General features: G+C 60.1%; 25 protein-coding genes and 1 tRNA gene. 6 read left to right on the forward strand and 20 right to left on the reverse strand.

What is annotated here, in order from left to right:
* Positions 1–101: 101 nt before the first annotated feature.
* The gene (gene tesB / locus DQ393_RS09225; protein WP_162736950.1) at positions 102–986 is read right to left on the reverse strand and encodes an acyl-CoA thioesterase II; all 885 of its coding nucleotides are present in this window, start codon (positions 984–986) and stop codon (positions 102–104) included.
* 83 nt (positions 987–1,069) lie between these two features.
* Here tesB and DQ393_RS09230 point away from each other — a divergent pair, with 83 nt between their 5' ends.
* Together DQ393_RS09230 and DQ393_RS09235 are read left to right on the forward strand one after the other, a co-directional pair.
* Positions 1,070–2,284, forward strand: coding sequence for a ubiquinone biosynthesis hydroxylase (locus tag DQ393_RS09230; RefSeq protein ID WP_112341439.1), 1,215 nt, complete (start codon positions 1,070–1,072; stop codon positions 2,282–2,284).
* A 391-nt stretch (positions 2,285–2,675) separates the two neighbouring features.
* A complete protein-coding gene (locus DQ393_RS09235; RefSeq protein WP_112341440.1) occupies positions 2,676–3,494 on the forward strand; it encodes an alpha/beta fold hydrolase in 819 nt (272 codons plus the stop codon).
* A gap of 238 nt (positions 3,495–3,732) precedes the next feature.
* Here DQ393_RS09235 and DQ393_RS09240 read toward each other — a convergent pair whose 3' ends face one another.
* The 5 genes from DQ393_RS09240 to DQ393_RS09260 form a co-directional block, all read right to left on the reverse strand.
* Positions 3,733–3,948, reverse strand: coding sequence for a hypothetical protein (locus tag DQ393_RS09240; RefSeq protein ID WP_112341441.1), 216 nt, complete (start codon positions 3,946–3,948; stop codon positions 3,733–3,735).
* 60 nt (positions 3,949–4,008) lie between these two features.
* On the reverse strand, positions 4,009–4,197 hold the full coding sequence (locus tag DQ393_RS09245) for a Trm112 family protein (RefSeq protein WP_112341442.1): 189 nt from the start codon (positions 4,195–4,197) through the stop codon (positions 4,009–4,011).
* 10 nt (positions 4,198–4,207) lie between these two features.
* Positions 4,208–4,867 carry an LON peptidase substrate-binding domain-containing protein gene (locus DQ393_RS09250; RefSeq protein WP_112341443.1) on the reverse strand — a complete coding sequence of 220 codons (660 nt, stop codon included), beginning with the start codon at positions 4,865–4,867 and terminating at the stop codon, positions 4,208–4,210.
* Between the two features lie 233 nt (positions 4,868–5,100).
* Positions 5,101–6,075 (reverse strand): thioredoxin, encoded by a 975-nt coding sequence (gene trxA, locus DQ393_RS09255; RefSeq protein WP_112341444.1) that lies wholly within the window; start codon positions 6,073–6,075, stop codon positions 5,101–5,103.
* Positions 6,076–6,233: 158 nt separating this feature from the next.
* Positions 6,234–6,743, reverse strand: coding sequence for a prolyl-tRNA synthetase associated domain-containing protein (locus DQ393_RS09260; protein WP_112341724.1), 510 nt, complete (start codon positions 6,741–6,743; stop codon positions 6,234–6,236).
* A 244-nt stretch (positions 6,744–6,987) separates the two neighbouring features.
* Between DQ393_RS09260 and DQ393_RS09265 the strand changes: the two genes are divergently transcribed.
* Together DQ393_RS09265 and DQ393_RS09270 are read left to right on the forward strand one after the other, a co-directional pair.
* Positions 6,988–7,062, forward strand: a tRNA-Gly gene (locus DQ393_RS09265).
* Positions 7,063–7,260: 198 nt separating this feature from the next.
* The gene (locus tag DQ393_RS09270; RefSeq protein WP_112341445.1) at positions 7,261–7,902 is read left to right on the forward strand and encodes a DUF1007 family protein; all 642 of its coding nucleotides are present in this window, start codon (positions 7,261–7,263) and stop codon (positions 7,900–7,902) included.
* Positions 7,903–7,947: 45 nt separating this feature from the next.
* On the opposite strand, the gene DQ393_RS09275 is transcribed toward DQ393_RS09270, so the two are convergent.
* A complete protein-coding gene (locus tag DQ393_RS09275; protein WP_112341446.1) occupies positions 7,948–8,691 on the reverse strand; it encodes a phosphatase PAP2 family protein in 744 nt (247 codons plus the stop codon).
* Positions 8,692–9,089: 398 nt separating this feature from the next.
* Between DQ393_RS09275 and DQ393_RS09280 the strand changes: the two genes are divergently transcribed.
* Positions 9,090–9,899, forward strand: a complete 810-nt coding sequence (locus DQ393_RS09280; protein WP_169645183.1) for a MipA/OmpV family protein — start codon at positions 9,090–9,092, stop codon at positions 9,897–9,899.
* Here the strand turns inward: DQ393_RS09280 and DQ393_RS09285 are convergent.
* From DQ393_RS09285 to DQ393_RS09340, 12 genes are all read right to left on the reverse strand, one after another.
* Positions 9,840–11,174: an SAM-dependent methyltransferase gene (locus tag DQ393_RS09285; RefSeq protein ID WP_112341448.1), complete on the reverse strand. Its 1,335-nt coding sequence runs from the start codon at positions 11,172–11,174 to the stop codon at positions 9,840–9,842. The two genes, DQ393_RS09280 and DQ393_RS09285, sit on opposite strands and share 60 nt — an antisense overlap.
* Positions 11,174–11,599, reverse strand: a complete 426-nt coding sequence (locus DQ393_RS09290) for an EamA family transporter (RefSeq protein ID WP_181592304.1) — start codon at positions 11,597–11,599, stop codon at positions 11,174–11,176. Before DQ393_RS09290 ends, DQ393_RS09285 begins: the two co-directional genes overlap by 1 nt.
* On the reverse strand, positions 11,599–12,747 hold the full coding sequence (locus tag DQ393_RS09295) for a GNAT family N-acetyltransferase (protein WP_112341450.1): 1,149 nt from the start codon (positions 12,745–12,747) through the stop codon (positions 11,599–11,601). The genes DQ393_RS09290 and DQ393_RS09295 overlap by 1 nt, the downstream gene beginning before the upstream one ends.
* Positions 12,728–13,540 carry an alpha/beta hydrolase gene (locus DQ393_RS09300; RefSeq protein ID WP_112341451.1) on the reverse strand — a complete coding sequence of 271 codons (813 nt, stop codon included), beginning with the start codon at positions 13,538–13,540 and terminating at the stop codon, positions 12,728–12,730. The genes DQ393_RS09295 and DQ393_RS09300 overlap by 20 nt, the downstream gene beginning before the upstream one ends.
* On the reverse strand, positions 13,530–14,402 hold the full coding sequence (locus DQ393_RS09305) for a fatty acid desaturase family protein (protein WP_112341452.1): 873 nt from the start codon (positions 14,400–14,402) through the stop codon (positions 13,530–13,532). The genes DQ393_RS09300 and DQ393_RS09305 overlap by 11 nt, the downstream gene beginning before the upstream one ends.
* Positions 14,399–14,752 (reverse strand): EamA family transporter, encoded by a 354-nt coding sequence (locus DQ393_RS09310; RefSeq protein ID WP_112341453.1) that lies wholly within the window; start codon positions 14,750–14,752, stop codon positions 14,399–14,401. The genes DQ393_RS09305 and DQ393_RS09310 overlap by 4 nt, the downstream gene beginning before the upstream one ends.
* Positions 14,749–15,702 (reverse strand): arginase family protein, encoded by a 954-nt coding sequence (locus DQ393_RS09315; protein WP_112341454.1) that lies wholly within the window; start codon positions 15,700–15,702, stop codon positions 14,749–14,751. The genes DQ393_RS09310 and DQ393_RS09315 overlap by 4 nt, the downstream gene beginning before the upstream one ends.
* Before the next feature lie 4 nt (positions 15,703–15,706).
* Entirely contained in the window at positions 15,707–17,125 is a 1,419-nt protein-coding gene (locus DQ393_RS09320) for an aspartate aminotransferase family protein (protein ID WP_112341455.1), read from the reverse strand.
* A 20-nt stretch (positions 17,126–17,145) separates the two neighbouring features.
* The gene (locus DQ393_RS09325; RefSeq protein ID WP_112341456.1) at positions 17,146–17,829 is read right to left on the reverse strand and encodes an MtnX-like HAD-IB family phosphatase; all 684 of its coding nucleotides are present in this window, start codon (positions 17,827–17,829) and stop codon (positions 17,146–17,148) included.
* A gap of 103 nt (positions 17,830–17,932) precedes the next feature.
* Positions 17,933–19,309 carry a sensor histidine kinase gene (locus DQ393_RS09330; protein ID WP_112341457.1) on the reverse strand — a complete coding sequence of 459 codons (1,377 nt, stop codon included), beginning with the start codon at positions 19,307–19,309 and terminating at the stop codon, positions 17,933–17,935.
* The gene (locus tag DQ393_RS09335; RefSeq protein WP_112341725.1) at positions 19,306–19,962 is read right to left on the reverse strand and encodes a response regulator transcription factor; all 657 of its coding nucleotides are present in this window, start codon (positions 19,960–19,962) and stop codon (positions 19,306–19,308) included. The genes DQ393_RS09330 and DQ393_RS09335 overlap by 4 nt, the downstream gene beginning before the upstream one ends.
* A 170-nt stretch (positions 19,963–20,132) precedes the next feature.
* Entirely contained in the window at positions 20,133–20,990 is an 858-nt protein-coding gene (locus tag DQ393_RS09340) for a LysR family transcriptional regulator (protein WP_112341458.1), read from the reverse strand.
* Between the two features lie 105 nt (positions 20,991–21,095).
* Here DQ393_RS09340 and DQ393_RS09345 point away from each other — a divergent pair, with 105 nt between their 5' ends.
* Entirely contained in the window at positions 21,096–21,524 is a 429-nt protein-coding gene (locus DQ393_RS09345; protein ID WP_112341726.1) for a VOC family protein, read from the forward strand.
* A gap of 71 nt (positions 21,525–21,595) precedes the next feature.
* Here the strand turns inward: DQ393_RS09345 and DQ393_RS09350 are convergent, their stop codons facing one another.
* Positions 21,596–23,047 carry a PLP-dependent aminotransferase family protein gene (locus DQ393_RS09350; RefSeq protein ID WP_112341459.1) on the reverse strand — a complete coding sequence of 484 codons (1,452 nt, stop codon included), beginning with the start codon at positions 23,045–23,047 and terminating at the stop codon, positions 21,596–21,598.
* Between the last annotated feature and the right edge of the window lie 17 nt (positions 23,048–23,064).

Genomic DNA, 23,064 nt, shown 5'->3' on the forward strand with positions numbered 1-23,064 from the left:
TATTGAAATTTAAAGGATTTATCGCACAAAGCCAATAAAGCGGCAATTTATGCCGCGCGGGTTGCGCAAATAAAGTGCAAATTTATAAATTTGCACTTTATTTAATCATTTGCCTTTTTACGAATCAGGCCTTCCTGCGCCACGGACGCAATCAGAACACCGGATCGCGTAAACAGACTGCCGCGGGTAAAGCCGCGCGCGCCGGATGCGCTGGGGCTTTCCTGGCTGTAGAGCAGCCAGTCATCGAGCTGGAACGGACGATGGAACCACATGGCGTGGTCGAGGCTCGCCACCTGGACGTTCGGGTCGAGAACCGACGTGCCATGCGCATTCAGGGAGACATCGAGCAGCGTCATGTCGGAGAGATAGGCGAGCACGGCGTTCCGGTAGAGCCGGTCGTCGGGAACAGGCCCGGTCAGACGGATCCAGATATTCTGCCGCTGGCTTGGCTGCGCGCGCGAGAAATAGCTCTCGATCGAGACGGGCCGAATCTCGATCGCCCGCTTGCGCTCCCAGTAGCGGCGCACATTCTCGGGCGCATGCGCGAGATAGCGCTGTTTCACCTGCTCCTCGTCCATCAGCTCCTCCGGCATCGGCACGTCAGGCATGCCGCCCTGATGATCGAAGCCGGGCTCATCGACCTGGAAGGATGCGGTCAGCGCAAAGATCGCCTTACCATGTTGGACGGCTAGCACGCGCCGCGTATTGAAGCTCGAACCATCGCGCAGGCGGTCGACCTGATAGAGGATCGGAACGGAAGGGTCGCCCGGCAGCATGAAATAGGCATGCAGCGAATGCGCGAAGCGATCGCCATCCACGGTCCTCTGCGCCGCCATCAGCGCCTGGCCGATGACCTGCCCGCCGAAAACGCGCTGCCAGCCGACCTGCGGGCTGTTGCCGCGAAACAGGTTCATCTCGATCGTTTCCAGATCGAGCGTCGCAAGCACGGTTTCCATCGGGGTGGGCTTCTCGGTCTCTCGCGACATTTTGCTTGAACTCCAATGGTAGGAACCACGAACGGGATGTTCTATATAGAGCAGGAAGTGACAGTAAGACACGGGGAAGCGTTATGTTGGACATGCTGGTAGTGGGTGGCGGATATGTAGGTCTTGCCGCAGCGGTCGCAGTCAAGCAGGCAGCGCCACACCTCGAGGTCATGATCGTGGAAGCGGCCCCCGAAACCGCCTGGAAGAAGGATATGCGGGCCTCGGCGATCATCGCGGCTGCCTCGAAGATGCTTGAAGTCCTCGGCGTCTGGAACGAGATCGCGCCGGAGGCCGAGCCGATCACCCGCATGATCGTCACCGATTCGCGCACCAGCGACCCGGTCCGCCCGGTCTTCCTCACCTTCGACAGCGAAGTCGCCGAAGGCCAGCCCTTCGCCCATATGGTGCCGAACCTGACCATGGTCGGGGCGCTCCGCGGCGCCTGCGAGCGTCTCGGCATCACGATCAAGCATGGGCTCAGCGCCACCGGCTTCGTCACAGACGATGCCAAGACCACCCTCACCCTCTCGGATGGCAGCACGCTGGAAACGCGGCTCCTGGTCGCCTGTGACGGCGTGCGCTCCAAGCTGCGCGACATGGCTGGCATCAAGACGGTCAATTGGGAGTACGGCCAGTCCGGCATCGTCGTCACCGTTGAGCATGAGCGGCCGCATGGCGGCTGCGCCGAGGAGCATTTCCTTCCCTCCGGCCCCTTCGCCATCCTGCCGCTGAAGAACAACCGCTCCTCGCTCGTCTGGACGGAGCGCACCTCCGACGCCGAGCGGCTGGTCGCCTCCGACGACCTGCTCTTCGAAGAGGAACTGGAGCGCCGCTTCGGCCATAAGCTCGGTGCGCTGCGCGCGGTCGGCGAGCGCCGCGCCTTCCCGCTCGGCCTGACGCTTGCCCGCGCCTTCGTCGCGCCGCGCTTCGCGCTGGCGGGCGACGCCGCCCACGGCATCCATCCGATCTCCGGCCAGGGACTCAATCTTGGTTTCAAGGATGTGGCGGCCCTGGCCGAAACCATCGTCGAGGCCGACCGTCTCGGCCTCGATATCGGCTCGATCAATATCCTCGAGCGCTACCAGACCTGGCGTCGCTTCGACACCTTCCGCATGGGGGTGACAACCGACGTGCTGAACCGGCTGTTCTCCAACGATATCTCGCCGCTTCGCATCGCCCGCGACTTCGGGCTAGGGATCGTCGACCGCCTGCCGAACCTCAAATCCTTCTTCATCGGCCAGGCGGCTGGCACCACGGCAAAGCACAATCCGCGGCTGCTGGCTGGCGAGGCGATTTGAGCGCGGGAAATTGGAAGGGGTGTAATTCGTCGCAGATGTCTGCCAAGGGGCGGGCATCAGACGGCCCCGTTTCAGCGTACATCTGCGATTAGCGGCCGCTCCGCAGTCGACCTACAGTGAACAACGTGTTGGTAGAAGTCGCTGCGGCGTACGGCCAATTATGGCTGCGGTCAGTAAGTTTCTCCATCCCTCCTCCGCAACAGCAATAAAAAAACGCAAATGCCTCAGTTCCACCGGGGTCCTCGCTATACCTTTAGGGCATAGCTCGAACGTACAAGGTATTTGTCCCTGATAAAAGGGAGATTTAGTGTCCAAAATTGGGGTATGATCAAACGCGCCTCACCGGAGGTATTTCCCAAGTAACTGTGTCCAATCGAAGAAGGAGCGACCGATGCCTACAATTACTACCGCGGACGGCGTAAACATCTTCTACAAGGACTGGGGCTCGGGCCAGCCGATCGTTTTCAGCCACGGCTGGCCGCTGTCGGCGGACGACTGGGACGCCCAGATGACCTTCTTCCTTCGCCACGGCTACCGGGTGATCGCCCACGACCGGCGCGGCCATGGCCGGTCCGACCAGCCCGCCACCGGCAACGACATGGACCACTGGGTTGCCGACCTCGCGGCCCTGACCGAGCACCTCAACCTACGCGACGCAATCCACATCGGCCACTCCACAGGTGGCGGTGAGGTAGCTCGCTATGTCGCGCGCCACCCAGAGCGCGTCGCGAAGGCGGTACTGGTCGCTTCCCTGACGCCGAACATGTACCGGAGCGAGGAAAACCCGTCCGGTCAGTCGCCGGAGTGGTTCGAGGTGATCCGCGCGGGCGTGCTGGGCAACCGGTCGGAATTCTACCGTTTCGTCCCTGAGAACCCGTTCTACGGCTACAACCTCGATGGGGCGAACCCTTCGGAGGCGATCATTGCGAACTGGTGGCGCCAAGGCATGGCCGGCGGTGCCCTCGCTCATTACGCAACCGTCGACTCTTGGCTGGAGGATTATACCGAAGACCTCAAGAAAATCACCGTGCCGGTGCTGGTAATGCATGGCGAGGCCGATCAAGTCGTCCCGTTTGCAAGTTCCGTGCCGCGTGCGGTCGACCTGCTCGAGAACGGGTCGCTGAAAACCTATCCGGGCTACCCCCATGGTATGTTGACCACGCATGCGGATGTCCTCAACCCCGACCTGCTCTCGTTCATCAAGTCTTAACCACATCGACCGGACCGCGGGCGTCACCCAGCGTCGGCCGGACGATCTGTCACCCGGCAGTGCCGGGTGACACCTGTTGGTGCTGGTCCGTGGAGCGTTCCCGGAGGGTGCTCCGATAGTGACAATTTGCTTGGTGCGTAGTGAAAGACGCAATTTGTCGCGCTTAAATTTTTCGTTGCGGTGGCCGATTACTCCACCGGCCGAAATGGCTCGGCGTCTCGGCTTCAACATCTAGGAATTAAGAGCGGGGGATGTCCGTCCATTTAATGTCGGAAGTACCACCAGCTTTCGAAGTGCTTATTATAGGTTCGTTTTTCGGCTTCTCGCCTTTAGGTAACTTTAGGCTGGCGTTGCTGTCGTCTTTGAGTTTTATGGCGCTCAGCTCGATGGCAGCTTTTAGGACACTGACCATAGTGTTTGAACGGCCGACATGGTGAAGGCGCAAAGCTGCCATTCCATTGATCCCTGAGAGGAACGGCCGGCCTCTAATCCACAATCCCGAAAGAAATAGACCTCAATCCTCGATTCGTCTTGCTTCCGAGATCAGCATGATCGGAATGCCGTCGCGGATCGGATAGGCGAGGCGTCCCGTTTCCGAGACCAGTTCGTTCTTTTCCCGGTCATAGCTCAACCGCCCCTTGGTGAGCGGGCAGACGAGCAGGTCGAGCAGTTTCGGATCCACCTTGCTGACCGTGACATCCATCGGCAGGCTCCTATTGCATCATGGAATCGGTGTCGCCGGCGCCGGCCAGCACGATCTTGACGATGGCGATGAAGGTTTCGGCGCGGGTCTTCAGATCAGGCGCCTCCAGAAGAGCCTGCTTCTCGGCCGGATCGAAGGGCGCCATGATCGACAGCGAATTGACCAGCATCATGTTGTCGGCACGCTCAACGCTTTCCCAATCCGCTTCGAGCTTGTTGGCCTCTAGATAGGCGCGGAAAGCCGAAAGCAGCGCCGCGCGATCGACCGTGCCTTCCTCATGATGGGACTTGAGGTCGGAGATGAAGGGCGTGATGCGGAATGTGCGATAGGGCTGATGTCCGGTGATTTCATCCATCAGCCGGAAGCGGCATATGCCGGTCAGCGCGGCGATGTAGCGCCCGTCTCCGGTCTCGGCGATGGACGTGATGCGCCCGAGACAACCGACATGCGAGAGATTGGTGGATTCGGCCGGTTCGGAAAGAGCGGGCTGCACGATGCCGATCAGCCTGTTGCCGGCGATGGCGTCATCGAACATGGCAAGATAGCGCGGCTCGAAGACATTGAGGGGAAGCTGCGCACCTGGCAGCAAAAGCGCGCCGGAAAGCGGAAATATAGCCACCGATTCAGGTAGATCGCCCGGCTTCAAATATCTGGCATTACCGACTTGCATCTCTTCCATCCCGCTAGATCACTGCGCTGCCGGCCGCAGTGGGCCGCACAGGAACGACACACTCGCGGTCGCGCCATCCCGCGCCGCGTTATCAGACAATGTGGGCTCATCTGCCGAAAACACAAGGACATTCTAGCCGCCGTGCGACCGGCTGCGTCTCCCGGTCGCCTTCGTCTAACAAACGACCGCGCGAAAGGTTTCGCGCGACCGTCCTCGCGCGACCGTCGCGGCCATCAGGAGAAAAGGATCGAAGACAGCTTACGGCGAGCCGCGATCGTGGCCGCATCCTTCGGCCCCCACACTTCGAAAAACTCCAGGAGCTGGCGGCGTGCGCCATCATCATCGTAGCTGCGGTCCTTACGCATGACGGTCAGAAGGTGATCGGCCGCCTCTTCCCGCTTGCCTTCGACATTGCGGATCTTGGCGAGCTTGATGCGCTGCTCATGATTGTCGGGATTGGCGGCCAGTTCTCGCTCGATCGCAACGGGATCGCCGAGCTTGCGGGCCTCGTCGATCTGGTCGAGCTTCTTGACCACGGCCAGGATGCCGGCATCGTTGGCGAGCGTTTCCGGCAGGTCGGCAAGCGCCTCGCGGGCGCGCTGGCTCTGGCCGGCGGCGATCATGCATTCCGCCATGCCGGCGAGCGCTTTGGCATTTTCGGGGTCGGCCTGCAGCACCGCACCGAAGAGTTCGGCAGCGCCATTGACGTCACCGGCGGCCAGCAGACCACTTGCCTCTTCGAGAACGGCGGCAATTTCAGCCGCCTGATCGTCCGCACCGCCGGCAGGACCGCCGAGACGATCGATGAACTGGCGGACCTGGCTCTCGGGAACCGCACCCATGAAGCCATCGGCCGGGCGGCCATCGACAAAGGCGATGACGGCCGGGATCGACTGGATGCCGAGCTGGCCGGCGATCGACGGATGGTCATCGATGTTCATTTTGACCAGCTTGACGCGGCCCTGGGCTTCCGTGACCACCTTTTCGAGAACCGGCGTCAGCTGCTTGCACGGGCCGCACCACGGCGCCCAGAAATCGACCAGCACCGGCTGCTTGCGCGACTCTTCGATAACATCCTTGGCGAAGTTGGCAGTCGTCGTATCCTTGATCGGCGAGGCGGTGCCCGCAGCCGGCGCGCCGCCGTAGGATGCCGTGGCCGACATCTGTCCGCCGAAGGAAGCGTTGTAGGGATTGTTCGAACCGCTCATGAGTGTCTCCCGCCTGCCGGCATCCTTGATTTTATGAGGAGCATGATTTCCAAACGAACCTATGAAATTCGTCTGGCAGCACGCCGAATGAAATGTTCAAAGCACGCGGACAGCTCGAAGAGAAACCGCCTGCCATATCTTAGCGCTAAAATCGTACGTTAGCTCGTGACTTTCAAGACTAGCGGCGCATGACCCGTCGCCTCCATGAAGCGCAGGAGGTCGCCGCTGCCGATCGATGTCGTCGCATCGTTCGACAGCGGATGGCAATTGACGATGTCATGCGCCATCAGATCGGCATCGAGGACGAAGGTGACATTCTTGCCCGCGTCGTTGATCGCTCCGAAAGCAGTGACCGAACCGGGAATGACGCCGAGATATTCCATCAGCTTTTCCGGCTTGCCGAAGGAGACCTTGCTCGCTGCACCGATCAGCGTGTGCACGGTCTTCAGATCGACGGTCGCGTTTTCCTCGACGGTCAGCAGGAAGAAATTGTCCTTCTTGTCCTTCACGAACAGGTTCTTCGTATGGCCGCCGGGAATCTCGTCGCGCAGCGACACCGATTCGGCAACGGTGAAGACGGGAGCGTGGTCCTTGGTCGTATGGGCAATGCCGAGCCCATCCAGGAATCGGAAAAGATCGTCGCGGGTTTTCGGTCTGGTCTCGGTCATGACGTCTCGCAATCGAAAATGGTTCGCCCCTGATACGTCGCCCACAATTTCATTGCAATCTTCGAGACGACAAAGCCCGGCGTTTCCGGGGTTTCCGCCAATCGCGGCAAGGGTATTGAAATTTTTCTTCGCGAACTCGTCATTTCCCTGTTGCATTTGAAAAATGGTTAGGCCATATAGCGCCCGTCGCCGCAAGACGACGCCCAGCGGTCCAACACACTACCCCGGATCGCGACGGGAATGAGCGGGTGTAGCTCAGGGGTAGAGCACAACCTTGCCAAGGTTGGGGTCGAGGGTTCGAATCCCTTCGCCCGCTCCAGTTTTCCAAATTTTTCTCCGATGAGATGAAGTCACGGCGTACGCCGAGGCTGGTATTTTGCCGAAAAGGCAAGTTTCCTTATTTCCGTTTCCTTCCCTTGTATCTATGCCTTGCCCACGCGCCCAGGGTCTCAAATCAGTCCCATTTGACGTGCAGGTCTGCGCGTCGGATAGACGGACGGAACGCGGTATTGCTCGCATGAAAACAAAGATTTCCCTGCCGATTGCGATGCTGTCGCTTCTGCCGGTTCCCGCATTGGCCCATCCGCACATCTTCATCGACGCCAAATTCGAGGTCGTCTCGGCGCCCGACGGCTCCATCAGCGAATTGCGCAATGTCTGGAGCTTCGACGAGGTCTTCACCTCCTCCGTGCTCATGGACTACGGCAAGGGAGACAACCAGTCGCTGACGCCGGGCGAGCTGAAGGCCGTGGGCAAGACGGTCCGGGATTCCCTGGCGCAATACGGTTACTACACGAACGTCACCAGCAACGGCAAACCGGTGCCGATGGCCAAGCCGGATACGATAGAGGCGAATTACAAGGACGGCTCCCTGACCCTGACCTTTTCGCTGAAGCCGGAGCAGAAGACCTTCCTCAAGGGAACGACGATCTTCGGGATTTACGACAAGACGCTCTATACAGCGGTCGATTTCGCCACCGATAACGATTTGAGCACATCGGGACCGGCCTTTGGCCGCTGCAAGCGCAAGGTGATCAGGCCTAATCCCAAGGAAGTCATGGCGGAGAATCAGGCCGCTCTGACAAGTATGTTCTTCAGCGATCCGAAGGGCACGGATTATTCGCTGCTCGTGGCGACGCGGCTGGAGGTCGATTGCTGATTCCGTGCTGGGCGCGCCCGAATCGACGCCGTCCTTCACTGTCCTTCACTCTGGCGGCGGAGCGTCGTTTCGCACACCCTCATCGTTTCGCGAGGGCGATATATAGCGCCGGGCGATGATCCAGCAGCCGAGCGCCCAGGTCGCGCCGGCGCACCAGCCACCGAGAACGTCGGTCGGATAATGCACGCCGAGATAGACCCGGCTCGCGCCGATCATCAATGTCAGCAGGATGCCGCCCGCGACGGTGAAGACGCGCGTCGAGCGATAGGTGCGCGTGCTTGAGATCAGCGCGGCGAGGGTCAGATAGGTCACCGCCGAAACCATCGCATGGCCGCTCGGAAAACTCAGATCCTGCACCTCGACCAGATGCGGCACGATATCGGGCCGAGGCCGTGCGACGCCGATCTTCAAGGCCGTGCTCAATGCCCATCCGCCAAGCACCGAAACGAGGATGAAAATGGCGATCGCCCGCTGGCGGTCCAGCAGCAGGTAGATCGTCACCAAAGCGGTCATCAGCGCGAGCACGGTTGTGCCGCCGAGGCTCGTGATGTCTCTGACGGCATGGGTCAGCCATCCCGGCCCGAGCGGCACGGAGAGGCTCGCAGGCTGGCGAAGCGCCAGCAATATCGCCTCGTCGAACCCCCTCGTGCTTCCTTCGAGAACCTCGCCCGTCAGATAGATGAACAGGAGAATTCCGCCCGAAAGGGCAGCGAACATAAACAGCAGGAAAGGCTCGTAGCGGTTCAACCATCCAGGGATACCCGACGTGTCAATCGGCCGATTCTTCATGCGCTGAAACCTGCCTGTCGTGCGTTCACATCGCCTCTTTCACTGATCGAAGCGGAAAATGAGATAAAGCCTATCTAGGGATAAATTCGCCGCTTCCAACCGTGGTGAGAGCGACCGTCGTGCGTTTGGCGCGCCAAGCGCTTCAGGTTCATGACATGTTTTTCATCTATTCCAGAGCGTATTTCTCGCTCACGCAGCAGCGGGTCGAAGGCGCACTGCACCACGCTTGCACAAGCGGTGCAAGAGCCCTCGGGCCGTAAGCTGAGCGCAATAATTACTCGTTAATTTTCTGCTGTTTTCGGAAGCTTGAGCTATGCTAGTAATACGGCAAAGGCGATCAGAGATCGGGTGTTATCAGAGTGTTAAGTGTTGGGACATCTTTCTCCGCCCGCTTATCGATGCTGGCTGGAATCGGGCTTCTGGCCGCCTTCGCAGCCGGCGCTTTTCCCACATCGTCCAGGGCGGAAGACGCCGCGAAATCCTCATCCGATACATGGGTCGTCACCCTTGGGGCAACGGTGGAATACGGCCCCAGCTATGAGGGATCGAAGCGCTATTCCTTCAGCGCCCTGCCTTCCTTCGATATTCATCGCCTCGGAGAAGCCCAGGAATACAGCGCTCCGGATGATAATTTCGATTATCAGCTGCTCGATCTCGGTGGCCTCGAACTCGGTCCCGTGGTGGGCCTGCGCGATGACCGTTTCGATATCAACGACCTGCACCTGCAGAGCCAGCGCAAAGTGCGCTGGAATTTCGATGCGGGCGGCTTTGCCCAATATTGGCTGGCGGAAAACAAGCTGCGGTTTCGCACCGAGCTGCGCCAGTCGCTTTGGGGCGGAGACGGCCTGGTCGGTGATTTCGCGCTCGACTGGTTTCAGCCTGTCGGCGACAAATGGCTCTTGTCGGCCGGACCGCGCCTGTCGATGGCAAACGACATCTATATGCGCACCAATTTCGGCATCTCGGAGAGCGAGGCCGCAAGACATGGCCATATCGGTGCCTTCGATGCCGGCGCCGGTGTGAAGTCGCTCGGCTTCACGGTGGCCGCGACCTACACCATCTCGCCTGAATGGAACGTGCAGGTCTATGAGAAATACAATCGCCTGGTCGGCGATGCCGCTGATAGCCCGATCACCTCGCGCTTCGGCTCACCCAATCAGAACATCATCGGCTTCACGCTGAACCGAAGCTTCAACGTCAATTTCTAAGGCGCTGCGCGCTTCGCTTTCGGCAATGTAGTTGCGCGTCAGCGGAATGATGTCGTTTCGCTTGGTCATCTGGATCTGGAAGACGACGAGATCCTCATAGCGGAAGGCAGCCTCCGCCGTCGAAAGATAATATTCCCACATCCGGCAAAAGCGTTCGTCGTAAAGCCTGACGGCATCGTCCCAGCGCGCCATGAAGCGGGCCCGCCAGTGCTCCAGCGTCATCGCGTAATGCAGCCTGAGCACCTCGACATCGGTGATGGCGAGCCCCGCCGCTTCGATCTCCGGCACGATTTCGGACAGTGCCGGAATATAGCCGCCGGGAAAGATATATTTGTCGAGCCACGGCGTCGTGAAGCCGGGCGTCGCCGAACAGCCGATCGTATGCAGCACCATGATGCCGTCATCCTCGAGCAATTCAGCGCATTTGCGGAAGAAGGTGCGATAGGACGCCAGCCCGACATGCTCGAACATGCCGACGGAAACAATCCTGTCGAAGCGACCGGTGAGGCTGCGATAATCCCTCAGCGCGAACTGAACCTCCGCCGGCGTTCCCCCGGCCTTGTCGGCAACCCGCTTCGAGGCATAGTCGTGCTGTTCCTCGGAAAGGGTGACGCCAAGCACATAGCCGCCCGGCGCCTGCTCGGCCATATGCAGCGCCAGTCCGCCCCAGCCGCAGCCGATGTCGAGGATGCTGTTGTTCGGCTTAATCTGGAGCTTAGCGGCGAGATGCCGCTTCTTGGCAACCTGCGCATCATCGAGCGATTGGCCGGCATGCTCGAAATAGGCGCAGGAATATTGCCGGTCCGGATCGAGAAATAGCTCATAGAGCCGGCCATCGAGATCATAGTGATGGGCGACATTGGCCTTGGAACGTCCCGGCAGATTGCGGTGGCGAAAAATCCGCAGCTTCGTTCGGGCATGATCGATGATGCGGGCGATCAGCGGGTGAGTGCTGTTCTGCGCCTCGCGCAGCATCATCGCCACAAAATCGTAGAGCGTGCCCCGCTCGACGATGAAGCGCTCGTCCATATAGAGCTCACCGAGCCGCATATCGGCATCGATGAGGAATGCCCATTGCGCGCGGTCGTCGGCAAAGCGGACTCGAACAGGCTCGCCGGTGCCGTCACCGAATGCCAGCACCCGGCCGCTCGCCGTCATCACGGTCAGATTGCCCCGCGTGACGATCGACGACAGCGCGCGCTTTACGCACCAGTCCGCCAGGCCGGAGAAAACAGCATTACCCCTGGGGCGTTTTTCAGCGTGAGAACCGGGCATCATCCATCCTTGCCGACGCTACTGCGCAGACCATCGCGCTTGACGTGCCAGTCATCCTGCTCTCCCGGCGCCACATTGGCACCCGCAATCAGCCAGACCCCCAGCAGGATCAAGCCGCTGCCGATCACCTGCAGGGCGACGATCCGCTCGCCAAAGACGAACCATCCCGTCGCGATGATCAGCACATAGCTGACGCCGGAAAGTGGAAAGGCACGGCTGAGGTCGAGCTCCGCAAGCACGTTCATCCAGATGAAAAAGCAGGCGATCTCGACGGCGATAGCCGCCAGAATCCAATAGGACGAGAGCGCCTGCCAGAGCCAGCCCTCGATGCTGCCGTCGCTAAGTTGCTCCGCCCCATGCTTGATGAAGAATTGAAACAGGGTGTTGAGCACCGGCACAGCAAGCCAGGAAAAGCGCATCGGCATCACGCATCCGCCTCGTCTGTCGAGAACATCGGTGACACCAGCCGCAGCAATCCCTGGAGGAAGGGATTGCGATGGCGGAAATACATCGCATTGGCGGTCAGCTTGCTGCCGAGACGCACCTTGTTCTCATAATAGGCCTGGCCGCTCTGGTAGCGGCTGAGGCCGTTGTCCAGGCAATATCGCAGATTGGTGAACCAACTCAGGAAATAGAGATTGTAAGGCCGGCCTTTTTCTCCATCCATGCAGAAGAACTTGTCGATTGCCACCTGCTCATCATGCACGATCAGATTGGCGGCCAGCAGTCTGTCTTCGACGAAGTAAAAGGCGCAGAAGGAACGACCGCTCATGCCGCGGAGAATGCCCTGGAAATAGTCCTGCGTCAGCTCTTCGAACTGCCATTCGCTGCGATTGCGGGTGTCGTGATAAAGCGCCATAACCTCAGGCAGGAACTCGCCGAAATCCGTGCGGATCTCCACCCGCACCTGCTCGAAGGATTTCATCTTGCGGCGCATATCCTTGCGGGTGCCGGAGGAGAGCCTGGCGAGGTATTCGTCGATCGTCTTGAAATCGATATCGAGCCAGGCCGTCGGAAGGCTGCCGATCGAGGCATAGCCGCGGGCGGCGAACAGCGCGTCGAATTCGGCAGAGGTCGGTTCGGGAATATCCTTGAGGCCGATCAGCCCGCAATGCTCCGTCGCGGCGACCTGCTCGAAAAAGGACAGCAACTCCGCCAGCAAGGCGCTGCGGCGCTCGCCTTCGACATCGGGATGAAAGCCGATCGAGCCGGTTTCGGTGCACGGCGACCCGAGGCAGGCAAGGCGCAGCTTCAGGAACTTCGGAAAATAGCGCTGGACCTTGCGCACGGATCTGCGCAGAAGTCCCTCCTCCAGCGTCGTATCGAGCGCATAGAGGCAGAGAAAGGCCGGCATAGCGGCACTGACCCGTCCGTCTTCGGCGATGGTGATATAGCGCCATTCGAAGCCTTCGAGGCCAGCCTCTTCGATGGCGAGCAGGCAATCATAATCCTCGACCTGGCCTTGGAAGCAGGCATTCCATGCATCCCGGCCGATGGCGCGGATGCTGAAATGAACCTCGGCCACCGGCTTGCCGGCCGGCTGCGGCATCACTTTAAGCAGCGGCTGCGACATGGCGCGCCTCGAAGAAATCTGCGGTGTAATCGGCCACCTGGCGATGCTGCCGGTCGACATGGATCATGTGATAGCTGTCCGTGATCCACTTCAACTCGTGCGGAGCGCCGATATGCTCCGAAATGTAACGGGCATGTTTCGGACTGGCGAGATCGTCCTCCTCGGCATGCAGGATCAGCGTCGGCGTCTGCATCTTCGGCAGCATGCCGCGAAGGGTCTGACCCAGCCGATGCATCTCGACCAGGCCCTTGCCGGGGAACTTTTCCAACACGCCTTCGCTCGCCATGCCTTCGATCAGCCGGCGCATGCGCTCGTCCTTGATCCCGAGCGAGGTCGTTTCGCTGAAGCTCAGTCGGTCGAGGAAGGGAATGCGCGACAGCCAGCCGATCTGGGAGGCCAGCAGCGGATAGTAGAAGGGAACATCCCACCCGTCATAACTGAAGCAGGGAGAGTAGATCGCTACGGCACTGATCGCCTGCTTCCGTTCGGCAGCGAGCATCGCCAGCTTGCCGCCGACGCAGATACCGGCGGCAAAGACCTCCTGCGTTCTCGCCCCGAGAAACTCCGATGCGCTGACGACGGAGTCCAGCCAGTCTTCCCAGCGTGTCCCGCGCAGCGTTTTCGCATCCGCGCCATGGCCGGCGAGCAACGGCGCATAGATGCTGTAGCCCCTGCGGTTGAGGTGACGGGCAACCAGCTTCATCTCGGCCGGCGCGCCCGTCAGGCCGTGAATCAGAAGAACGCCTTTACCGTTTGAGCCCTCCATGAAGAAGCTCAATTCGTCATGCTTCATGAGTGAGCTCCGACGGCCGGTTTTCCTTGGCCATGAAGCCAAGCGCATGGCAGGTGCTGATCACATGCGTGCCGTTCTTCTCCTGCTCGTCCTTGATCTGTTCGTGCAGCGCCTGCAGCTTTGTCCAATGCGTACGCGGGCGATAATGGTGCTCCGCATGATAGCCGTTGCCGAACCAGAGCCAGTTGTAGAAGGATTTATGGCTCGAAACGCCCCAGGCAATCGGCTCGTCGGGATCGCCGTTCAGATGCTCGTAATAGCCGTTCAGCGACGACAGGCAGTTGCCGATATAGTAGAACGGCACGAAGAACAGCACCGCCTTCCAGTCGTAAAGCAGCGCAAGCGCCGCAAGCCCCAGGAAGAAATAGAGCTCGAATCGGCCCCAGGCCGCATCGAACGGACGGTTGCGGGCAATGGCCTTGTGAATGTCGCCGAGGCTATCGCGGAAGAAGCTGAGGAACGTGTAGGACCAGACGTTTTCCGGTTCGCCGTCACGCCCATAGCGATAGATCGACAGGAGATCGACGGTCTCGCCCTTTTCGTTGGGACGGTCGCTGTTGCCGGAGTGATGGCGCATATGCACCCAATGATAATAGGTCTGCGAAAAGCCGATCGCGACCGACTCCAGCAGGCTGAAACCGTAGTTCATCCAGCGCGGTTTGAAATAGGGCGTATGGATGAAATTGTGCGATATGCTGTTGATGTTCCAGGAGATCGAAACGGCATAAAGGCAGCCGAGAACGGCCGAGAGCCAAAGCGGCCGGCTTTCGAAGCCGATGATCAGATAGACATCGAAGGCGAGATGAGCGACGGCCGCCAGAACCGGCGCGAGATCCCATCGGGTGTGCGCAAAGATTTTCATAGTCCGGTAACTCCCACACAAGCCACGCCGGCGGTCACGAGAAACACGCCGGTCGCATGGCGCAGGTTGATGTTTTCCTTGAAGATGACAGCGCCGGCGAGCACGATGACGACATAGCTCAGCGCCATCAGCGGGAAGGCGATGGTCAAGGGGACGCGCTCCAGAACGGCCGTCCAGGCGAAAAGCTCCACGGCCCAGAACAGAATGCCGAGCCAGGCGATCGGCTTGGCCAGCGCCGAAAGCAGAGCGCTCTCGCTGGCCGATTGCTTGAAGCAGACCTCACGGGCGGTCTCCGCGAGCACGCAAAACAGGATGAGCCCAAGCATGGGAAACGTCAGGCTGCCGGTCATTGCATATACTCCGCCAGCACTTCCAGCAGCGCATGGTTGGCGGCGCTGTTGATGTTCCTCGTCGTTTCCGCGCCCTGACGCATGCGCGGCTGATCGATCAAGATCTCGGCGCGCTTCATGAACTGGGTCCGCAGGCTGCCAGCATAGCTCGGGGTCGAATAATCCCCGATGACATCGGCGCCGATGATGCGGTGACGGCTGCCGATTTCGCTGATCAGGGAGAGGAGATAGGGTAACCGCATGCGGCCCTGATCCCAATTGGTCACGGCGTCGTCGGCCGCCAGCACATCCTTGTCGATGGTGACGTAGACGGCCTCGGTGCGAATGCGGCTGAGCATGCGGTCGATGAAGTTCTCCTCGCCGATCTCGGCGATCGATTTCCAATGCAGCGCGCCCTTTTCCTGCTGGTAGCTGGCGCCGTTGCCGTAATCGGCCAGCACACGGCTCGGTGGATGTTCGTAAGGGTAGAGTTCCAGCTTGCCTTCACCGAGCCAGTGCAGGTTCGCTCCCTTGCGCTCCGGGCTGCGAAGATCGCTGCTGCAGACGCCGATCGTGATGACCTTCTGGATATTGCGATTGGCAAGCGCCCTGTTGACCCAGGAGCCGCAATGCATGCCGCCATCGAATTTCACCCAATCCGGATGGTTGTCGAAATGGATCAGCGTCGCCGGGCCGGGGTGACGCTCCAGCGCACCTTCGAGCAGCAGTGCCGTGATGTGATGGAAATCACCGGACCCCATGAAGCATAGCTGCGGATCCTTGCTCATCGCCGGCCCGTTCCTGACGATCTCTCGGCTGAGGTCGTCAAGGGCGCCCTGCTTGCCCCACAGCCGAACGAGCTGCCCCGCATCCTTGCCGAAATACTGGTGCGCGCCCGCGAATTTGCAGGCACGCACGAAGTCTGGCTGCAACTCCAATGCATCGTCGAGATGGAGAAGCAGGAGCTGCACCGTCTTATCTCCGGGCAGCGCGCGTCAGGAGCTGGTCGAGAAGCGCAAGCGCCAGATCGATCTCCTCGCGGGTGATGAGTAGGTTGGGCGCGAAGGTGATGACGTTCTTGTGATAGCCGCCGACGTCGAGTACGAGGCCGTAGGTCTTGGAGCCGACCTGCATATCGCCCTTCATGCCTTCGTCGCACATCCAGTCCATCGTCGCCTTGTCGGGCGTATAGCTGTCGTCCTTGCAGATTTCCATGCGCAGCGCCAGGCCGAGACCATCGACTTCGCCGACAATGGCATGGCGCTTCTGCAGCTGCTTCAGCCCGTCGAGGAAATGCGCGCCCTTTTCCATGATCGCAGCGCCAAAATCCTGCTCTTCCAGCATCTTCATCGTTTCGAGCGCAACGGCGGTTCCCATCGGGTTGCTGGCGAAGGTCGAATGCGTGGAGCCGGGCGGGAAGATCTCCGGATTGATCATCTCTTCGCGGGCCCAGACGCCGGAAAGCGGATTGAGGCCATTGGTGATCGCCTTGCCGAAGATCAGCGCATCCGGCGAAACGCCGAAATGCTCGATCGACCAGAGCTTGCCGGTGCGGTAGACGCCCATCTGGATTTCATCGACGATGAGAAGGATACCGTGATCGTCTAGCACCTTCTTCAGTTCGACAAAGAAGTTCATCGGCGGAATGACGTAGCCACCGGTGCCCTGGATCGGCTCGATATAGAAAGCGGCATATTCGGACTTGCCGGCCTTCGGATCCCAGACGCCGTTGTATTCGCTTTCGAACAGGCGGGCGAACTTCTGGACGCAATAGTGCCCGTATTCTTCCTTCGACATCCCCTTCGGGCCGCGGAAATAGTAGGGAAATTCGACGAACTGAGCGCGGTCGCCGAAATGGCCATAGCGGCGGCGGTAGCGATAGCTCGATGTGATCGCCGAGGCGCCGAGCGTGCGGCCGTGATAGCCGCCCTCGAAGGCGAACATCAGGCTCTTGCCACCTGTGTAATTGCGCACGAGCTTCAGGGAATCCTCGACAGCCTGAGAACCGCCGACGTTGAAGTGAACGCGGCCCTTGCGGCCGAACTTGCGCTCGGCGTCCTGGGCGATCATCGCGGCAAGCTCCACCTTTTCACGGTGTAGATACTGCGAGGCGACCTGCGGGAGACGGTCGAGCTGGCGATGAGCCGCCTCGTTCAGGCGCTCGTTGCGATAGCCGAAATTGACAGCGGAGTACCACATCTGCAGATCGAGGAACGGCGTGCCGGTCCGGTCGTAGACGAAGGAGCCTTCGCATTCCTCGAAGAATTTGGGCTTGTCCGTATAGTGAACCGTATCGCCATGGGAGCAATAGAGCTCTTCGAGGGCGCGCAGTTCCTCTTCCGAGCGGACGGACTCGGTCTCGCCGTTGAAGGCTTCGGCTAGATTCGTTTTCATTCAATGCCTCTTGGTCTGGTTCACGCCGTCTTGACTTGCGGCAGTGTACGGGAGCGTCGCTCGACGCTCGGGAGAACGGCTTCCATCTTTGGAAGCAGGTCGGAAAAATCGTTGAAACCGACATAGGGGATGCCGTTTTCCTCGCAGTAATCGACAAGCTTGGCCTTGGCGAAAACGAGGTCGACCTTGTCGGAAACACAGAAGTCGCTGCGCCCGTCGCCGATGTAGACCTGCAGGCCGTGGCTATCGACGACGCGGCATTTGCAGACACCGGCACCCGATACGCAGCCGATTGCCGTAAATGGTGGAAACAGCGAATAGGATTCGCGGCCCTGGGAGACGCTGCAGGTGAGCACATTGGCAATGATCGGCAGGCCGTCCATGCCGTGGCGTGCCAGAATGCGGCGGATGAAATAGTCGACACCATCGCTGACGATGGTGACGGGCAGATCGCCACGGCGGCAGAAGGACAGGAAGGCTTCGAAGCCCGGATCGATCGCCAGCGTATCGAGAAACCGGTCAAGCTCGCCCCGGCTTGCCTGGATGAGAGCGATCTGCCGGCGCATGCATTCGCCGGAGCCGATCAGCCCCTGCTTCCATAGCCGCTCGATATCTTCCCACTCGGGGCCGGCGAAACGGGACAGCACCATATCCGTCGCGTCTTCGATGGATATGGTTCCATCAAAATCGCAAAACACCCGCATGAAATACCCTTTCGCCTTATCGTGAGTTGCGTCTAACAACCTCAGATGAGCCGTGCATGAGGGGAAAATGATGCGAAAATGAAAACCGGGGTTGTGTTGGCTTTTAGCTCAAGGGCAATCTTAGATCGACCTGAAGGCCATTTCCCCAACGCGGCGTGGAAAGCTCCACGGCGGCCGCAAGGCGGTCGGCGGTATCCGCGACAATCGCAAGGCCGAGTCCTGCCCCTTCCGTATGAAGCGTGTTGAGGCGATAGAAGCGCTGGAACACCGCCTCCCTCTCATGGGGTGGAATGCCAGGTCCGCTGTCGCTGATCGAGATGCGGCCGAAGCTTTCCTCCGACGAAATCGAAACTCTGATCTCACCGCCGACCGGCGTATACTTGATGGCATTATCAAGCAGATTCGTCACCATCATGCGCATCAGCGATTCATCTGTCCTGATCTGGATCTTTTCGTCGCCTTCCAACACCACGTCGAGGTCGCGATCGGTGATGATATTGCCGAATTCGGCGATCAGCGACGCGACCCAATGATAAAGCGTCACGGAGGTCAGATTAAGGGGATGATGGCTGACCCTGGCAAGCCGCAGCAACTGCTCGATCAGGTGGATGGTGCGGTTGTTGCTGGCGACGAGATCCGAAATGATCGCCTGCCGTTCATGGTCGCTATCGCTGTTTTCTAGCATGCGCAGCAGAAGCTTCACGCTTGCCTGCGGGGTGCGCAGCTGATGCGCGGCAAGATCGGAAAAACGGCGCTCCAGTGTCAGCGACTGGCCGAGTTTTTCCAATAGCTGGTTGATCGAGCGGCCGAGCGGCAGCAGATCGCGCGGCAGGCCTTCCACGGGAATGGCCGAGAGATCGTCCGGCGACCGCGTGCGGATCTGCCGCACCAGGCCGTGAATCGTGCGCAGGCCGCTATTGATGCCGAGCCAGATGAGAAAGCCGATGACAGGCACCAGCATCAGCAGCGGAAAGAAGAGATTTAGCAGGATGTTGGAGACGAGCGTTTCGCGAAGCGCGATCTTCTCGCCAAGCTCGATAACGATGGTGGTGTTCGGGATCGGCAGCGAATAGACGCGCCATTCGTCGCCGCCATAGGTCAGCGTCGTAAATCCCACCTTCTGCTGCGGAACATCGGACAGGAAGGCCGTGCTGCTGTAGAAGCGGATCTTGCCGTCGACCCAGGCGCGGAACATATGCGCATCGGCATAATCGTCGGCGTCTTCGTTGAAGGCCAGCTGATTGTCCATGTTGAAGTCGATATCGTCGATCTGCTTGGCACTATGGTCCGGATTCTTCTCCAGCGGCCGGCGCAGCAGGCTCCAGATCACATTGGCATCATCGATCAGCTGGGCATCGTAGATATTGTTGATTTCCCGCGTCGCGCTGTTGAAGGCGAAGGCGGCGATCACGACGATCGTCACCACGACGACAGGCGCGATGCGCAGGAACAGTTTGCGGGTCAGCGTGGAATTGTTCATCGCTCGATCATGTAGCCGACGCCGCGGATCGACTTGATGAAATCGGTGCCGAGTTTCTTACGCAGATTGTAGATTGTCACTTCGATTGTGTTGCTCTCGACAGTATTTTCGGCATCGTAAAGCGCATATTCGATGTCATTCTTCGTCACGTAGCGGCCGCTGCGCTCCATCAGCAGCTTCAGCAGATGGAATTCCTTCGCCGTGGTATGCACCTGAACACTGCCCTTGCGGGCGACCATGGCGGACGGATCGACCTCGACCTCGCCGCAGCGAATGACGCTCTCGGTGCGTCCGTCCCGCCGACGGATGAGCGCGCGCAGCCGCGCCAGCAGCTCATCGAGATCGAAGGGCTTCACCAGATAATCATCGGCGCCTTCATCGAGACCTTCGACCTTCTGGCGTACGGAATCCATCGCCGTCAGCAAAAGCACGGGCACGGAATTTCCCCGCTGCCGGATGCGCCGCAAAACTTCCATGCCGCTCAGTTGCGGCAGATTGATATCGAGGACGATCGCCGCGAAATGCGAATTCTCCGCCGCCTCCAGACCGGATTCGCCGTCGCGCATCCAGTCGACGCCGTAGGCATGCTTTTCCAAGGCCTTCTTGAGCGATGATCCGAGGATATTGTCGTCTTCAACAAGCAGAACCCGCACGACCAACCTCACTTAGCCGAATTTATAGCCGATGTGAGCCGCAATGAAGCGGCCATGTGGCAAAGCTATGACGGATCATTTCCACCTGGCAAGAGCTGTGAGAAAAGCCCACCGGCCCGTCGGTCAACGCGCCGGCAAGCCGGAGGGACGAGACCAACCGGCCGGCAGCGTCAAAGCCGTGCATCGATCAGGCATTCGGCAAGGTGCTTTTTGGCAGGATTTCGATCGGGCGACTGCAATATCCCGATCTCGCGATAGAAGGTTTCCTCGGCGAGCGACACCATACGCACCGGCGCAGCGGTAGGCGGGCTGCCATCGACGATCGGCAGCAGCGCCACGCCCAACCCGCATGCGACGAGGGCCGACATCCCCGCTACGTCGTCGATCTCGATTGCCTCGTTGGGCTCGATCGAATGTGCCCGCAGAAACCGGTCGACCTGCCGTCCTCCGAAGGAGCCACGGTCATAACGGATGAACGGCTGTTCGCGCAGCAATATCCGCCAATCGTCGCCCTCCAGCCATTCGGGAACGGCCAGCGCATAAGGCTCACGCAGCAGCGGCTGCCATACGAGGTTCTTCGGCAGGCCGAAAGGAGGCTCGATGAGTACCGCGAGATCGAGCTCGCCTGCATCGATCAAATCGAGCAGATGAAGAGAGACGCCGGGAACGATACGAACGCGGGTGTTCCCAAACCGCTGCCGAAACGGCGCGAGCGCACGCGCCAGTATCGCCGACTGAACCGAGGCGATGGCGCCGATGCGGAGCTGGCCGCCCGATGCGTCATCGGCGGGATCGGCGATATGGTCGAACATCGCGATGATGGTCTTGGCGCGCTCGAGCGTTCTCAAGCCGGCGGCGTTCAACACTGCGGAACGGCCCGTCCGCTCGAACAGCGCTGTCCCGAGCCTTTCCTCCAGCCGTTTCATCTGGCCGCTGACCGCAGCCTGGGTAAGCCCGATCCGCTCTCCCGCGGCGGCAAATGTCCCAAAGCGGGCGACTGCGACCAAGGTTTTAAGTTCAGGAATCATGATTCATAATTTTTCCTATGTCTCAGCATCATGATATCCAGTTTTTCATAGAAAAAAATGTACCTTATCCATGACTGCATCGAGTTCGCACGTCAGGAGACGATCATGAGCGCAGCACCCCTCCATCCGTTTCATCTCGCATTCCCCGTCAACGATCTTGCCGCGGCGCGTACTTTCTATGGCGGCCTTCTCGGCTGCCCCGAGGGTCGAAGCTCACCCGACTGGATCGATTTCAATTTCTACGGCCATCAGATCGTCGCCCATCTGGCGCCGGACGAAACCGGGGAAGTGGCCGCCAATGCCGTCGATGGCCACGGCGTCCCCGTCCGCCATTTCGGCGTGGTTCTGTCGATGGAGGAATGGGAGGCAGCGGCCGAGAAGCTGACGAAGGCCAACATCGATTTCGTCATCAAGCCATATATCCGCTTCCGCGGCGAGCCAGGGGAACAGGCGACCATGTTCTTCAAGGACCCCAGCGGCAACGCCATCGAGATGAAGGCCTTTGCCGACATCAACAACTTGTTTGCCAAATAGACGCACAGCGCTCGCGATATGAGCATCCGCGGCCTTGGCATAGTGCGATGCTCATATCCTTCGCCAGTCGCCTAGACTGCGGTCGAACCAATGGCATCGACCGCCCGATCACGCATCCCCAGCTTGCCCATGGCCGCCTCCAGCACAGCGAAGATCCGTGCATCGGTCGCCTGCGCCACATTGAAGCGCATGAAACGGCCTGCTGTGTCGGAAACGCTGAAGGCATTGCCAGGCGCTAGAATAATGCCCTCGGCAAGGCAGGCACGGGCGACATCGGCCGCATCCAGCCCTTCGGGCAGCCGGCACCAGAGAAACATGCCTGCCTGCGGCTTGAGCCAGGGCACGATGCCGATAGCCTCGAGACGTGCCGCCACCTCGGCCATGGTCTTTGCAAGCCGCACGCGCAGCGCTTCGACATGCTTGCGATAGCCGCCGTCCTTCAATGCCAGATAAACGAGCTCCGCCGACAATTGCCCGCAGCTGAAACTGCTTGCGACCTTGAGATCGACGAGACCGTCGATCCAGTCGGGCTTGGTGGCAATGAAGCCGCAGCGCACGGAGGCCGAGAGCGTCTTCGAAAAACTGCCGATATGAATCACCCGGTCGAGCCCGTCATAGGCGGCGAGACGCGGGGCTGGAACAGTCTCGAAATCGGCGAAGATATCGTCCTCGATGATGATCAGCCCGAAAGCATCCGCAAGCTTCAGCAGCCGATGCGCCGTCACGGGCGAAATCGCGGCGCCGGTCGGGTTATGAATGGCCGAATTGGTGATGTAGAGCCGCGGCTTATGCCGTTCGAGGGCCTGACCGAACAGCTCGATATCCGGCCCCGTGGGCGTGAATGGCACCGAGACGACATTGGCGCGGTGCGCCCGCAGCAGCGCATGGAAATTGAAATAGCAGGGATCGTCCACCAGTACGGTATCGCCGGGCTCGAGCAGAAAGCGGCAAAGGAGGTCAATCGCCTGCGTGCCGGACTCCGTCAACATAATCTGGTCCGGAGGCGCATTGATGCCATGTTCGCCAAGACGCCTGGCAAGCAGCTGCCGCAGAGGCGGCAGGCCGAGCGGCGTCCCATAATTGGCGAGCGTCCCGATATCGCCGCGCGCCAATGTCCGCATCGCGCGGCGCAAGGCCGTCTGCGGCAGCCAGGACGGGGGGAGCCAGCCGCAGCCGGGCTTCAAGACATCGTCGCTGACCTCTAGGGATTGCCGCGAGATCCACAGCGGATCGACATTGCGGTCCGATCTCGCTCCAGTCTCGGTGAGCGACAACGGCGGCAATGATCCGCAGACGTAAAAACCCGAGCCGGGGCGCGAACGGATCATACCCTCGGCAGCGAGCCGCTCATAGGCCTCGACCACGGTGGAAACCGAAACCTGCATCGTCTTGGCAAAACCGCGCACGGAGGGGAGCCGCGCACCCGGCACCAGGCTGCGGCTGGCGATCCGATCGGAAATCGCCGCCATCACCCCTTCGATCCGCGTATTTCCGCCAATGCCGGCTGTCGAGATATTATCCATCCGTACTGCACCTTCAA

Origin of the sequence: Martinezella tropici, from assembly GCF_003287875.1 — a bacterium.
In the GTDB taxonomy this organism is placed as follows: domain Bacteria; phylum Pseudomonadota; class Alphaproteobacteria; order Rhizobiales; family Rhizobiaceae; genus Rhizobium; species Rhizobium tropici_C.